Source organism: Phenylobacterium sp. (assembly GCF_004799395.1).
Lineage (GTDB): Bacteria > Pseudomonadota > Alphaproteobacteria > Caulobacterales > Caulobacteraceae > Phenylobacterium.
Genome location: NZ_SSMZ01000065.1, coordinates 1 through 12,315, shown reverse-complemented (window position 1 = coordinate 12,315; position 12,315 = coordinate 1). Strand labels below are relative to the sequence as shown.

The 12,315-nt window shown below is 69.1% G+C and carries 13 protein-coding genes; 6 read left to right on the top strand and 7 right to left on the bottom strand.

The features are described 5' to 3' along the window. A partial coding sequence (locus E8A12_RS04435; protein WP_293366552.1) for an FGGY family carbohydrate kinase occupies positions 1-660 on the bottom strand: 660 nt, incomplete at its 3' end. Between the two features lie 112 nt (positions 661-772). Between E8A12_RS04435 and E8A12_RS04430 the strand changes: the two genes are divergently transcribed. From E8A12_RS04430 to E8A12_RS04420, 3 genes are all read left to right on the top strand, one after another. Beyond that, positions 773-1,879 carry a DUF2336 domain-containing protein gene (locus E8A12_RS04430; protein WP_293366551.1) on the top strand — a complete coding sequence of 369 codons (1,107 nt, stop codon included), beginning with the start codon at positions 773-775 and terminating at the stop codon, positions 1,877-1,879. 64 nt (positions 1,880-1,943) lie between these two features. Then, positions 1,944-2,702 (top strand): NAD kinase, encoded by a 759-nt coding sequence (locus E8A12_RS04425; RefSeq protein WP_293366549.1) that lies wholly within the window; start codon positions 1,944-1,946, stop codon positions 2,700-2,702. 134 nt (positions 2,703-2,836) lie between these two features. After that, a complete protein-coding gene (locus E8A12_RS04420; protein ID WP_293366548.1) occupies positions 2,837-3,322 on the top strand; it encodes an Hpt domain-containing protein in 486 nt (161 codons plus the stop codon). A 9-nt stretch (positions 3,323-3,331) separates the two neighbouring features. On the opposite strand, the gene E8A12_RS04415 is transcribed toward E8A12_RS04420, so the two are convergent. The 3 genes from E8A12_RS04415 to E8A12_RS04405 all read right to left on the bottom strand — a co-directional run bounded on the left by E8A12_RS04415 (position 3,332) and on the right by E8A12_RS04405 (position 5,970). Then, on the bottom strand, positions 3,332-3,901 hold the full coding sequence (locus tag E8A12_RS04415) for a DUF2807 domain-containing protein (protein ID WP_293366547.1): 570 nt from the start codon (positions 3,899-3,901) through the stop codon (positions 3,332-3,334). A 91-nt stretch (positions 3,902-3,992) separates the two neighbouring features. Then, positions 3,993-4,778: an NUDIX hydrolase gene (locus E8A12_RS04410; protein WP_293366545.1), complete on the bottom strand. Its 786-nt coding sequence runs from the start codon at positions 4,776-4,778 to the stop codon at positions 3,993-3,995. A 43-nt stretch (positions 4,779-4,821) separates the two neighbouring features. Continuing rightward, positions 4,822-5,970 carry a DUF2336 domain-containing protein gene (locus tag E8A12_RS04405; protein WP_293366543.1) on the bottom strand — a complete coding sequence of 383 codons (1,149 nt, stop codon included), beginning with the start codon at positions 5,968-5,970 and terminating at the stop codon, positions 4,822-4,824. A gap of 254 nt (positions 5,971-6,224) precedes the next feature. Here E8A12_RS04405 and E8A12_RS04400 point away from each other — a divergent pair, with 254 nt between their 5' ends. Beyond that, on the top strand, positions 6,225-6,626 hold the full coding sequence (locus E8A12_RS04400; protein ID WP_293366542.1) for a response regulator: 402 nt from the start codon (positions 6,225-6,227) through the stop codon (positions 6,624-6,626). A gap of 148 nt (positions 6,627-6,774) precedes the next feature. Then, positions 6,775-7,971, top strand: a complete 1,197-nt coding sequence (locus E8A12_RS04395) for a CoA transferase (RefSeq protein WP_293366541.1) — start codon at positions 6,775-6,777, stop codon at positions 7,969-7,971. Here E8A12_RS04395 and E8A12_RS04390 read toward each other — a convergent pair. The 3 genes from E8A12_RS04390 to E8A12_RS04380 all read right to left on the bottom strand — a co-directional run bounded on the left by E8A12_RS04390 (position 7,968) and on the right by E8A12_RS04380 (position 11,530). Further along, entirely contained in the window at positions 7,968-8,825 is an 858-nt protein-coding gene (locus tag E8A12_RS04390) for a TauD/TfdA family dioxygenase (RefSeq protein ID WP_293366540.1), read from the bottom strand. The two genes, E8A12_RS04395 and E8A12_RS04390, sit on opposite strands and share 4 nt — an antisense overlap. A 97-nt stretch (positions 8,826-8,922) precedes the next feature. Continuing rightward, positions 8,923-9,750, bottom strand: a complete 828-nt coding sequence (locus E8A12_RS04385) for a transglycosylase SLT domain-containing protein (RefSeq protein WP_293366539.1) — start codon at positions 9,748-9,750, stop codon at positions 8,923-8,925. A 190-nt stretch (positions 9,751-9,940) separates the two neighbouring features. Continuing rightward, positions 9,941-11,530, bottom strand: coding sequence for a hypothetical protein (locus E8A12_RS04380; RefSeq protein ID WP_293366538.1), 1,590 nt, complete (start codon positions 11,528-11,530; stop codon positions 9,941-9,943). A gap of 182 nt (positions 11,531-11,712) precedes the next feature. Between E8A12_RS04380 and E8A12_RS04375 the strand changes: the two genes are divergently transcribed. Continuing rightward, a partial coding sequence (locus E8A12_RS04375) for a hypothetical protein (RefSeq protein WP_293366537.1) occupies positions 11,713-12,315 on the top strand: 603 nt, incomplete at its 3' end.

Below are 12,315 nucleotides of genomic sequence, written 5' to 3'. Positions count from 1 at the left end.
GCAGTCGAGCACCTCGGGCATCAGGCCGAGCGGCACGTTCAGCATCTCGGCCATCGCCGGCGACCAGGCCTGCCGGCGGATGTCGAACAGCAGAGTGCGCGAGGCATTGGTGGCGTCGGTGGCGTGGACCTTTCCGCCGGTCAGCTTCCAGATCACCCAGGCGTCGATGGTCCCGGCCAGGAGCTCGCCGGCCGCGGCGCGGGCGCGAGCGCCCTTCACGTGGTCCAGCAGCCAGGCGATCTTGGTGCCGGAGAAGTAGGGGTCGAGCAGCAGGCCGGAGATCTCGGTGACCTCGGCCTCACGCCCCTGCCCGCGCAATTTGTCGCAGACGTCGGCGGTGCGCCGGTCCTGCCAGACGATGGCGCGATGGATCGGAACCCCGCTTACCTTGTCCCAGATCACCACCGTCTCGCGCTGGTTGGTGACGCCAATGGCGGCCACCTCGGACATGGCGCGCGCGGCCTTCGCCACCGCCTCGCGCAGCACCTCCACCGAGGCCTGGAAGATGGCTTCAGCGTCATGCTCGACCCAGCCGTCGGCCGGGTAGAACTGCTCCAGCGGTCGGCCGGCCTCGGCCAGGGCGCGGCCCTTGGCGTCGAACAGGATCGCCCGGGTGCTGGTGGTTCCCTGATCGAGCGCAAGGATCAGCGGCTCGGCCATATCATCCCTCATTTTTGTCGTTGCCCGCGGTTTAAACATGTTTTCATCCGCGTCGCCCATGTTGCGCGTTCAGCCTCACCGACAGAATGGAGGGACAGGCTTGAGCGTCGCGATGAGCAGCGAAAGCCTGCTGGAACTCGCCAAGAGCCGGACGCCCGCGGACCGCGAGCGCCTGCTGCTGGGGATCGTGGAACTGTGCGACGCCGGCGACGGCGCCTCGGCGATGATTTCGCCGCAGATCCAGGCCCTGCTGAATTCGATCTTCTTAGGCCTGGTGGCCGGCGCCGAACGGGACATCCGCAAGCGGCTGGCCGAGAAGCTCTCCACCGCAGAATGGGCGCCGCCGGCGCTGATCAATGTCCTGGCCCTGGACGAGATCGAGATCGCGCGCCCGGTCATCGCCGGCAGCCCGCTGCTGAAGGACCCCGACCTGATCCGCCTCCTGGTCGAGGCGACGATCGAGCACCAGATCGAGGTGGCGCGCCGCCCGAACCTGGGATGCAGCGTCGTCGCCGCGATCCTCGAGGCGGCCGAGCCGGCCGTGATGACGGCGCTGGCCGGCAACACCTCGGCCGAACTCGGCCCGGACGACATGCGGCAGCTGGTGGATGCGGCGCGCGAGATCGCCTCGCTGCGCATGCCGCTCTCGAAACACCCTAAGCTGACCGACGGTCTGGCCCTGCAACTCTACATCTGGGTCGGCCAGGCGCTCCGGCAATCACTGGCCGATCGCTTCCGGCTCGACCCCAAGTTGATCGAGGCCGCGCTGGCCCGCTCGGTGAAGGAGGCCCATATCGCCGCCCCCTCCGGCCAGGGCGCCGTGGTCATGGCCCGCGACGGCGAACGCGAGACCATGGAGGCCCGGCTCATCGAGAAGCTGCATTCGGCCGGCCAGCTGCGGCCCGGCTATCTGGTCCGGGCCCTGCAGGAAGGCCGGCTGTCGCTCTTCGTCGTCGCCCTGGCGACGCTCGGCCGCTTCGAGATGGACCATGTGCGCCGGGTGATCGATTCCGACCGGCCGGAACTGCTGGGTCTGGCCTGCGCCGCCATCGGCATCGACCGCAGCGTCTTCCCGTCGATCCTGGAGATGATCCGTGGCCTGAACAACGGGTTCCCGGGCGGCGGACCGGAGGGTGCGCGTCGGGCCATCGGCGCCTTCGGCCCGGTCAGCGCCCAGGTGGCCGCCACCGCCTTCCGGCAGGCCGCGCTCTCGGTTTGACAAGCGCCCGACCTTGACCGCTTCTGCCGCTCAGGACCCAGCCTGAACGCGAGCCCCAGTCGTCATGCGCATCGCCTTCACCGCCAGCGAACGCCCCGAGGCCCAGGAGGGCCGCGCCCGCATGGTGAAGCGCTACGGCGAGACGCCCTTCGAAGAGGCCGAGGTGATCGTCGCCCTCGGCGGCGACGGCTTCATGCTGGAGTGCTTCCACGATCACATGGCGCTCGGTCTGCCGATCTACGGCATGAACCGCGGCTCCGTCGGCTTCCTGATGAACGACTACAGCGAAGTGGGCCTTCTGGAGCGCATCGCCGCGGCCGAAAAGGCGGTGATCCATCCGCTGCGGATGACCGCCACCGACGTCGAGGGCAAGACCCATGTGGCGCTGGCGATCAACGAGGTCAGCCTGCTGCGCCAGACCCGCCAGGCGGCCAAGCTGCGCATCTCCATCGACGGCAAGCTGCGCCTGGGCGAGCTCGCCTGCGACGGGGCGCTGGTGTCCACCCCCGCCGGCTCGACCGCCTACAACCTCTCGGCCCACGGCCCGATCATCCCCCTGGACGCCCGCGTCCTGGCGCTCACCCCCATCAGCGCGTTTCGGCCCCGGCGCTGGCGCGGCGCGCTCCTGGCGCACACCGCCAAGGTGACCTTCGAGATCCTCGAGGCCAGCAAGCGGCCGGTGAGCGCCGTGGCTGACAACATCGAGGTGCGTGACGTGCTCGACGTGCACATCGCCGAGGACCGCGAGGTGTCGCTGCACATGCTGTTCGACGAGGGCCGCAGCCTCGAGGAGCGGGTGATCGCCGAGCAGTTCTCCGCCTGACCCGGCGGTCTGCGCCATCGGCGGGTGCGGCCAAGCGCCGCCATCGGAAGTCGAGCCAATACCGTGGGTTGCCTCACACCGGTTATTAACAGGTTCCGGCCTATCCTCAGACGTAGTCATCTGGAGGGCGTCCCGTGAGCCAACAGAATTCCGGTCAATTGATCCAGCCGAACAACGCGCTGCGCCTGAAGGTGGGCGGCGGCCGTCTGGGTACGATAGATCCGGCCGCCATCGCCAAGGCGGAAGCCGCGCTCAAGAGCCTCGCCAGCAACTTCTCCCAGTGGCTGAACGACGAAATCGTCAAGCTCGACGCCGCCCGCCAGCAGGTGAAGGTCGCCGGCGTCACGCCCGAGACGATGGAAAACCTCTACCTGCGAGCCCACGACCTGAAGGGCCTCGGCACCACCTACGGCTACCAGCTGATCACCCGCATCGCCGGCTCGCTCTGCCGGATGATCGACGACAAGGAAAAGCGCTCCACCGTGCCGCTGGAGCTGGTCGACGCCCACATCGACGCCATCAAGGCCGCCGTCCGCGACGACATCAAGTCGGACGAGCACCCCGTCGGCCGCGTGCTGGTGGAAGAGCTGGAACGCCGCGTCAAAGCGATGGGCGCCTGACCACCGCCCCTACGGGATGGACGAAACCGTTCCACCGCCGTGGATCGATGAACTGACCGTCGGGTGGCCGGCGTAACGGATCACACCGCCGCCGTAGATTTCAGCGTCCAGGCTGGTTTGCGCCGCCACGAAGATCTTGCCGCCGCCATGGATAGCGACCGAGGCCGATTGGGCGGGCACGTCCTTGATATCGATGCCGCCGCCGCCGTGGATTGCGGCCGACACCGCGCTTTGCGGCGTGAACGCACCCTTCGCCACGATGTGACCTCCGCCGTGGATCTCGGCGGCGTTGAGGTCCGGCGTCTCGATGTCGACCTCCAGGTGATGGGACCCCCAGCAGAACCCCTCGCAAGGGCTGACGATCAGCCGCCCGCGGCCGTTGACCTCGAAATGGGCGACCGCCGGATCGCCGCGAACCAGGGTCACCCGCTGGACGGGACCCTGGCGGATGTTGATCACTCCGCCGCCGTGCAGCTCCACGCCTGAGAACTTGCCAACAGGAACGACAGTCTCCGCCGCGGCGACGGCTGGGGCGATGGCGATGGCGATGACGGCGGCGAGCAATGGCGCGAGGCGCATGGGCGAGGTCCTCAGGGTTCCAGGCCAGGACACCAGCCACGCCGCGCGGGCACAACTTAACCTTTGGTCATCCCCCCGCGCGCCCAGCCGCTCACATCACGTTCTCCAGGGGCTCGGCCACCGCGCCGTAGCCGGCGTCGGGCGGCAGGACCAGGACACGGCCCGAGGGACGCTGCTCGATCTTGGGCTGCACCGTGACCAGCTTCCGCGCCGCCGCGCGCGCCACCGCGTCTTCGGCGCCGCTCGCCTCCGCCAGGAGCTGCAGGTTCATCCGCGTGGGGAAGATCACCTTGCGCTCGCCGGCCGCGGCCAGGCGAAGCGCCTCGGACGGCGCGATCCACTCGGCGTCCACCGTCTCGCGACCATCGCAGGCCGCCAGTTGTTCGGCCGGCGCGGTCACGGCGTAGAACCAGGTGTCGAACCGCTTGGGCGTCAGCGGCGGGGTGATCCAGCGGGCGAAAACCGTCAGCGCGTCGAGGTCGAGATAGGCGTCGAGGCGGGATACGACATCGATGAACCGGGTCGTGCCGGCGTCCACCGCCTGCCGGACCGCCATGGGACAGGCCTCGCCGCTCATCGGCTGCCCATCGCGGCGGCGCGCGAGCAGGATGCCGGCCTCCTCGAAGACCTCGCGGATGGCCGCAATGCGCAGGGCGCGCTGATCGGCGTCATAGCCCTCCCACCCGACGGTATGGATCTCCCAGTTGGGATCGTGGTCGCCCGCATGACTCTTGCCGCCCGGGAAGACCAGGGCCCCCGAGGCGAAGTCGATCTGGTGGTGACGCTTGACCATCAGCACTTCGAAGGCCGGGTCGTCACGCAGGAGCAGGATGGTCGCGGCGGGCTTGATCTCGGCGGTCTTGGGGATGTCGGGCATGCGCAGAGCTTGGGGCGACGCGGCGGCGCGCGCAACCCGGGGTCTAGGCGCTCTGCGAGACTCCGGCCTCTGCACGGGCTTCGGCGGAGACCTGGTCCATCTTGTCGAGCAGGTAGTCGACGTCCTCGCGTGAGGCGCTCTGCGGCTGGGTGAGGAACCGCTGCAGCATGCGCTGCTGGAACCGCTCCAGGTCGCGGGCGCCGCCATCGAATTCCATGGCGTGATAGGTGTCGACCGCCGCGCGGAAGGCGGGGAACAGGCGCGCCGGCAAACCGGCCCGCTCATAGATCGCCCGCAGGCCGAGAGGCCCCGCGTCATGGATCATCAGCCAGGTGCGGTGATGCGGCACGCCGGCCAGCTCGGCGATGCCCCATTCGAAAAAGGTGACGTGGCCCTGAGCCACGCCGCGCAGCAGCAGCGACGGCGTCAGTCGCCCCTCCGACGCCAGATGGCCGACGAAACCCTTGATATCGGCGGCCCGGCCAGCCTCGTCCACCAGGTCCATGGTCGCCCGCTCGGCGGCGCCCACGGCCAGGGTGAGCGCAGTGTCGGCGGGAATGGCGTGATGGGCGATCAGGTGGTCGCGCAGGTGGTCGCCCACCAGGGTGACCAGCTTCTCGCTGACGGACAGCGGGAGCGCATTGCGGTAGGCGATCGCCGCCAGCACCTTCTCGTGCGTCTCGAAGCGGGCCATCACCTGTTGCAGGGCGCTCTCGGCGAAGTCGGCGTTGTCGTTGGCGCAGGCCGCGGCCACGGCGCGGTCGCCACCGTGCTCGGCGATGGCGTCGGTGACGCTGCGCGACAGCATCGGGCGGCGCGCGATGGCCAGTTGGCGCACCGGCCCGCCCAGGCGGACGATGTCCACCAGGTCGCTATCCAGGAACACCGGCGAAAAGTTCAGCAGCGGCAGGGAAATGGCCTCGACGTCACGGGCCAGCTTCAGGGCCACGTCGCGCGGCACCAGGGGCGAGGCCTTGAGCGTCACCGCCAGCGCGCGGCGCACCAGCTCGGCCGCGTCCCCGGCCATGACCCGCAGGATTTCCTGGGCGGTGTCGCGGTCGGCGTCGCACAGCGGCGCGGTGTCGATCGATCGGCAGAGCTTATAGGCGGCCGCCGCGCGGACGTCCGGCGTGGCGCCCTTCACCAGCGTGCGGATATCGTCCTGCGTCAGCGCTGAGCGCGTCGTCGCCATGCCGGTTTAGAGTCCCTGACCTGGGTGCGGAGCCCAATCCCGAGCTCCGAATTCCCACGAGTCTGACTGTCGGCGATCATGCTTAACGGCGGGTTAGGGATCGAATCTGTGGATGAAGACGCCAAGCGTGACCACGGGTCGGGCAGACACTTGGCCGCAATTAAGACAGGCCAAGAACAAGAAATTACCAAGTATTTATACGGCCACTGTCAGCGTTATTTTAGGTTGAGTGGAAACAAAACCCAACTCAGGAATTGTCCTATCTCAAGGGGAGCTGGGCAATGAAGGTCGATAGAATCTTAGTCGTCGAAGACAATTTCATTCTGAACCACGATCTGTGCGAATTCCTGCACGAATATGGGCACGAGACCAGGGCTGTTTACTGTGGACAGGCGGCGTTCGAGGCCATCAACCGACGCGGGCGCCTGATCGCGCTCCTGACGGATATCGATCTGGGCCCAGGGCCCGATGGCGTCGATGTCGCCCGCTACGCGCGCGCCTTCCTGCCTCGCCTGCCGGTGGTGTTCATGTCCGCGATGCTCGATCCGCGGCATGAATTCCACGGCGTCGCCCGGTCGGAGTTCGTCGCCAAGCCTTTCCAGTCGCGCCAGATCGCCGAGGCGCTGGCCAGGGTGATCGGCCTTGAAGCCGCCTAGCCCCAACCTCTGGCGGCTGGCCGTGCTTGCGCTGGGCGCGGGGGGATACGCCGTCGCCGCCACCGTGGCGATGCGCGCCCAGGGCTAAACCCCTTCCCTTGGGAAGGTCCTGATGCTCTAGCATTCGCCAAAAGCCGGAGATTCACGCGTGCTGCTACAGGGCCTGAAGGTCGTCGATTTCACCAGCTACATCGCCGGGCCCGGCGCGGCCGCGATCCTGGGGGACTGGGGCGCAGACGTGATCAAGGTGGAGCGGCGCGAGGGCGACTCCATGCGCCACGTCTTCGCCGACCTGAAGAACGACATTGGCGCCAACCCGACCTTCGAGCTCGACAACCGCGGCAAGCGCGGGATCGTGCTGGATATCACCAAGCCGGCCGGCCGTGACGCCCTGGCCAAGCTCGCCGAGACCGCCGATGTGTTCCTGACCAACACCCGGCCCGTCTCGCTCCGGAAGTACGGCCTGGACGAGGCCACTCTGCGCCAGGCGAACCCGAGGCTGGTCTACGCCGTGATCACGGGCTACGGCCTGGATGGCCCTGACGCCCATCTGCCTGGCTTCGACGTCACGGCTTTTTGGGCGCGGTCGGGCATCGGCTACATGACGGCGCCCAAGAGCGCGGAGCCCTTCATGCGCACCTCGGGCATGGGCGATCACTGCACCTCGCTGGCCACCGTCTCGGCCATCCTGGCCGCGCTCTACGAGCGTGACCGCACCGGCGTCGGCCGCATGGTGCAGACCTCGCTGCTGGCCACCGGCGTCTATCTCTGGGGTTCGGACCTGGCGGTGCAGCTCAAGCTCGGACGGGTCGCCTCGATCCGCGCACGCGAGAACCCGATCAACGCGGTCGCCAACCACTTCAAGAGCGCCGACGGCCGCTGGTTCGTGCACAACCCGCGCGGCGGCTCGGGCGGCTGGGAGAAATTCGTGGGCGTCGCCGGCCGGCCGGACCTCGTGACCGATCCGCGCTTCGCCACCGGCAAGGAGCGCCGCGCCAACGCCCGAGAGCTTGCCGCCGAGCTGGAAACCGCCTTCGCAGCACTTCCCTTCGCCGAGATCGCCCGTCGGCTGGATGAGGCGGACCTCGTCTGGGCGCCGTTCCAGACCCCGGCCGAGGTGGACGCCGACCCGCAGATCGCCGCCGCCGGCGGTTTTGTGGAGGTCGAGGACGGCCAGGGCGGAACCTACCGCTCCCCGGCCAGTCCGGCCGTCTTCCCGGGCGAGCCGCAGGCGCCTCGCCCGCGCGCGCCGCGCCTGGGCGAACACACCCGCGATGTGCTGGCCGAGATCGGCTATTCGGCGGAGGAGATCGAGGCGATCTTCGCGGCGGAAGCGGCCGCCTAGACTGGACGGTCGCCGACGATCGTCACGCGCTCCATGCGCCGCACCGCGGGCCAGTAGTCGGAGACGGCGTAGTGCTGACTGGCGCGGTTGTCCCAGAAGGCCACCGAGTCTGCCTCCCAGCGGAATCGGCACTGGTATTCCGGGATCGCGGCCTGGGCGTAGAGGTGCTTGAGGAGCGCCTCCGACTGCGCCGCCTCCATGCCGACGACCGACTGGGTGAAGGCCGCGTTGACGTAGAGCGCCTTGCGGCCGGTGTCCGGATGGGTGCGCACGATCGGATGCTGCACCATCGGATAGGCCTTGTTGAAGGCGTCAATCTCCGCCTCGCTCTTGCCCTGCTTGCGAAGGCCGCGGCGGAAGTGGGCGAAATCGTGCACGGCGAACCGCCCCTCGATCGCGTCCTTCACGTCGTCCTTCAGGCCGTCATAGGCGGCGTACATGTCGGCGAACAGCGTGTCCCCGCCCACCGGCGGGCACTCCAGGCAGCGCAGGATCGAACCCAGCGACGGCGCCTCGCGCCAGGTGACATCCGAGTGCCAGGTGTTCTCCTGGCCGCGGTCATCCTTGTTGTGGGTGATGGTCATCACCTCGGGGTCGCCGGGCTTGCTGGGCGCGAAGGGATGCACCTCCAGATCGCCGAAGTTGCGGGCGAAGGCCAGGTGCTGCTCGGTGGTGATGGCCTGGTCGCGGAAGAACAGGACCTTCCAGTCGCGGAGCGCCTGCCGCAGGCCATCGCGGGTCTCGCCGTCCAGGGGCTTCGAAAGGTCTAAGTCGCCGACCTCGGCCCCGATCCCCGGCGTCAGCGGCGAAAGGCTGAAGGTCGAGACCCTCAGGTTGCGGACGAGCTGGTTCATCGGATCCTCCCGTTTGGCGCGATCCTAGGACCGGCCGGCCCTGCCGCCTAGAGACTCCGCCGTGGGGCGCGCCGTGAGCTGACAGAGAGGAGGTTCGTCAGCCTTTGCGGCTCTCGGACAACATCTTCAGCATCTCGCTGGTGAACAGCGAGCCGGTCAGGCGCGCGCCGACGCCCATCTGGTCCGTCTGCTGGCTGCCGCGCAGGATCAGCGAGATCAGCTCCTCCTGCTGGGCCTTGTGGTCGGCGCTGCGGGCCGAGGCGTACTGGACGAAGCCGCCGTCTTCGGAGGGCGCCGCGGCCGGAGCCGCGATGGGCGCAGCGGAGCCTGCGGTCTTGGTCAGGTTGGCGTAGACCTGCCCCACCGTGGCGGCCTGGCCGCCGGGATAGAAGATCGCCTTGTTGGCATGGGCCGCGTCGGGAAACAGGTGGGCCGCAGTCGCGCCCGGCTGCCGCTCGGCCGCCTCGATGAGCTTGGCCGAGCCCTGCGGACCCAGAAAGTGGGCGGCGTAGAGTTCGCCGGCCGTGGGCGCGCGACCCGTGCGACCCTTGAGGTAGGCCGCCGAGTCCGATGTCATCTCGCCGGCCATCAGTGAGGCGGCGTGGGGATCCAGGCGCAGGTCCATCACCGCACGGTGCGCCTCCGACCCGTTCACATGGTAGCGGCCGTCCGAGCCCTTCTGGATCAACTCGGCGTAGCGGGCGTAGCCATGCTTGGCGCCGTGCTGCTTGAGGGTGGAGAGCCAGGTCTGCTCGACGAACTGGAACAGGCCTGCGGCTGACGATGCGCCCGACTTGGCCGCCGGGTTCATGCCGCTTTCGCGGCCGGCGGTCTTCATCAGGAACGAGAAGTCGACGCCGGTCGCGCTGGCGGCGCGCTGGATCGCCGACTCAACGACGCTGCGGATTCCCTCGATCGCGGCCATGGACAGGAGTCCTGAACGATCGTGGTTAATGCGCCGCTAACCATGGTGCAGAATTTGCCTACCGCCCGGCAAGATCGGCAGCGGCGGCCGCGACGCAGCGTTGGTCCTGTCGGGCGCTCGCGTCCATCCGCCTTCCCCGCCCGTCCTGAGAAAGAAAGTCGGATGGCGCGAGGAGACTTACCGGCGGACGCTATTTCTTCGGATCGTCAGGCTTGCCCGGAGGATGAGGAGCCGGCGGGTGCGCCGCGGCCGGGACGGCGTGCTGGGCCGCCGCCTGGGCATGCTGGACCTGCGCGGCCTGGGCGGCCTGGGCGTGCTGCGCGGCGCCTGCCTGGGCCTGCTGCGCGGCCATCTGGTGCTGCTGGACGGCGGCCTGCGCCTGAGCCTGGTGCTGCTGCGCGATGGCTTGGGCTTGGGCCTGGTGAGCCTGCGATTGGGCCTGAGCCTGATGGGCGACCTCGGTCTGAGCGCGGTTGGCGGCCTGCTGCTGGCGTTGCACCTCATCGTGGGCGCGATTGGCCGCGTCTGCCTGCGCCCGCTGCTGGTTCTGCGCCTGAGCCGCAGCCTGTTGCTGGTGCTGGACCTGCGCCTGCTGCTGACGCTGGGCCTGGGCCTGTTGCTGCTGCTGGGCGGCGTCTCGCGTGCGGTTGGCGGTTTCCGCCTGCGCCTGCTGCTGGTTGCGGACCTGGGCCTGAGCCTGCTGCTGCGCCGCGTCGCGTGAACGGTTGCCGGCGTCAGCCTGGACGCGTTGCTGGTCGCGCGCCTGGGCCTGCTGTTGCGCCTGCTGCTGGGCCTGTTGCTGACGCCCGGCGGCGTCGCGAACCTGGCTGGCGGCCTCGGCCTGGGCGCGCTGCTGACCGACATTTCCGGCCTGGGCTTGCGCCTGGGCGGGACGGCCCTGCGGCCCCGCGGCCGGCGGCGGGGCGCCGCGGTCCTGGGCGAAGTCGCGCCGCTGACCGGCCGGTGGGGCCTCCCGCAGCGGCGGCGCAGCCGGGGCCGCGGCGATCACCGGGGCGATGCGCTGGACATAGGCCTGGCGCTGGGCGCGCTCCTGCTGGAAGGAGGCCTGCACCGGCTGCTGGCGCTGCACGTGCTGTTCGTGGAATTGGCGCCACTCAGGATTGCCCTGCTGCTCCTGCCCCCAGCGTTGCTGGGCGGACAGCACGCCCTGGCTGCGCGCGCGCCAGTCGGCGGCGTAGGCGGCCTGGCGCTGGTCGTGGATGGCCGCGTCGTGCAGGTGCTGGCCGCGGTAGAGATACTGCGCGGCAATCGCCAGAAGGCTCGCGCCATAGTTCGGATAGGGCCGCCCGTAGCTGTCGTAGACCTCGACCAGCTGGCCGTTGTCGTAGGCGTACGAATAGTCCACGTCGCGGACCAGGAACGGGTCGTCGGCACCGTCGTGGTAGAAGTACTCGCGCTCGCCATAGGAGGTCTGCTCGACCACGCGGTAGTCGCCGCCGCTGGAGCGCCAGACCCAGGGCTGAACCCCGTCATAGTCGACCGTGTAGTCCGGCGGGCTGTCGGCGAAGGCGTCACCCAGGTCGTAGGCGTCGTCGATGTAGCTGTAGGCCGGCTGGCGCAGCGTCGACACGCGGGTGATCGGCGGCGCGGGCGGCAGCTCGCTGGCCGGCGGCGCAGCGGCTTCCGGCGGCGGGGCGGCCTCGGCCAGCGGCAGGCTGGCGATCGGCGCGCCGGTGACGGGGCCGGCGGCCTTCTGATTGCACGCGGCGAGCACCAGGCTCGTGGCGGCGGCGGTCAGCAGAAGATGGCGATAGGTCATGGCGTAAGAAACCCCGGAGAAGCTTCACCGTTCCAAGTCCGGCTGCCGGAACATCGCTCGGCGAACATGAACCGGACGCGAACAGAGCCTTCACGGGACCGCGAGGCGATGCATGCGAGGCCTTGACGGCATGTATCACAGGCGTAATTTATTACATGCGTGAAACGTCGTAGGAGTTCGCCATGGTCATCCGTCAAGCTGTCGCCCAGGGCTTTGAGCCGCGTGCGGGCCAGCCGCGTCTGCCGCCCCACATCCGCTGCGCCATCGCCGCCTCCGTCGGCCTGCATCTGGTCGTGGTGCTCTACCTCGCCTACGCCAGGTTCAACCCGCCGGCGCCGCCGGCCGAAGCGCCGGACGAGATCATGTCCGGCCCGATCATCGACCTGACGCCGAGCCACCCGAAGGTCGCGCCGCAACCGCCGCCGCAGATAAAGGTCCACGAGACGCCGATCCCGCAGGATCCCCAGGTCCAGACCCTGCCAACCAGGCCGATCCAGATCGACACGCCGGCGCCTTTCAAGCTGGTCGAGACGATCCCACAGACCCAAAGCGTCGTGGCTGACCCCCCGCAGCCGCAGGTCTCCCACACTCTCGGCAACCCGAGCTGGCTGCGCAAACCCACGGGCGACGAGATGGCCGGCGTCTACCCGGACGGCGCGCTGCGGCGCGAAATCAGCGGGACGGCGACGCTCGTCTGCACGGTCGCGGCCGCGGGCACAGTCCACGATTGCCGCGTCGGCACCGAAACGCCCGCCGGCGCGGGCTTCGGGCCGGCCGCGCAGAAG

Excerpts from the sequence above, each read along its gene's own strand:
- E8A12_RS04380 (WP_293366538.1), bottom strand. The coding sequence starts at position 11,530 with ATGACCTATCGCCATCTTCTGCTGACCGCCGCCGCCACGAGCCTGGTG.
- E8A12_RS04430 (WP_293366551.1), top strand. The coding sequence starts at position 773 with ATGAGCAGCGAAAGCCTGCTGGAACTCGCCAAGAGCCGGACGCCCGCG.
- E8A12_RS04425 (WP_293366549.1), top strand. The coding sequence starts at position 1,944 with ATGCGCATCGCCTTCACCGCCAGCGAACGCCCCGAGGCCCAGGAGGGC.
- E8A12_RS04405 (WP_293366543.1), bottom strand. The coding sequence starts at position 5,970 with ATGGCGACGACGCGCTCAGCGCTGACGCAGGACGATATCCGCACGCTG.
- E8A12_RS04390 (WP_293366540.1), bottom strand. The coding sequence starts at position 8,825 with ATGAACCAGCTCGTCCGCAACCTGAGGGTCTCGACCTTCAGCCTTTCG.
- E8A12_RS04410 (WP_293366545.1), bottom strand. The coding sequence starts at position 4,778 with ATGCCCGACATCCCCAAGACCGCCGAGATCAAGCCCGCCGCGACCATC.
- E8A12_RS04415 (WP_293366547.1), bottom strand. The coding sequence starts at position 3,901 with ATGCGCCTCGCGCCATTGCTCGCCGCCGTCATCGCCATCGCCATCGCC.
- E8A12_RS04385 (WP_293366539.1), bottom strand. The coding sequence starts at position 9,750 with ATGGCCGCGATCGAGGGAATCCGCAGCGTCGTTGAGTCGGCGATCCAG.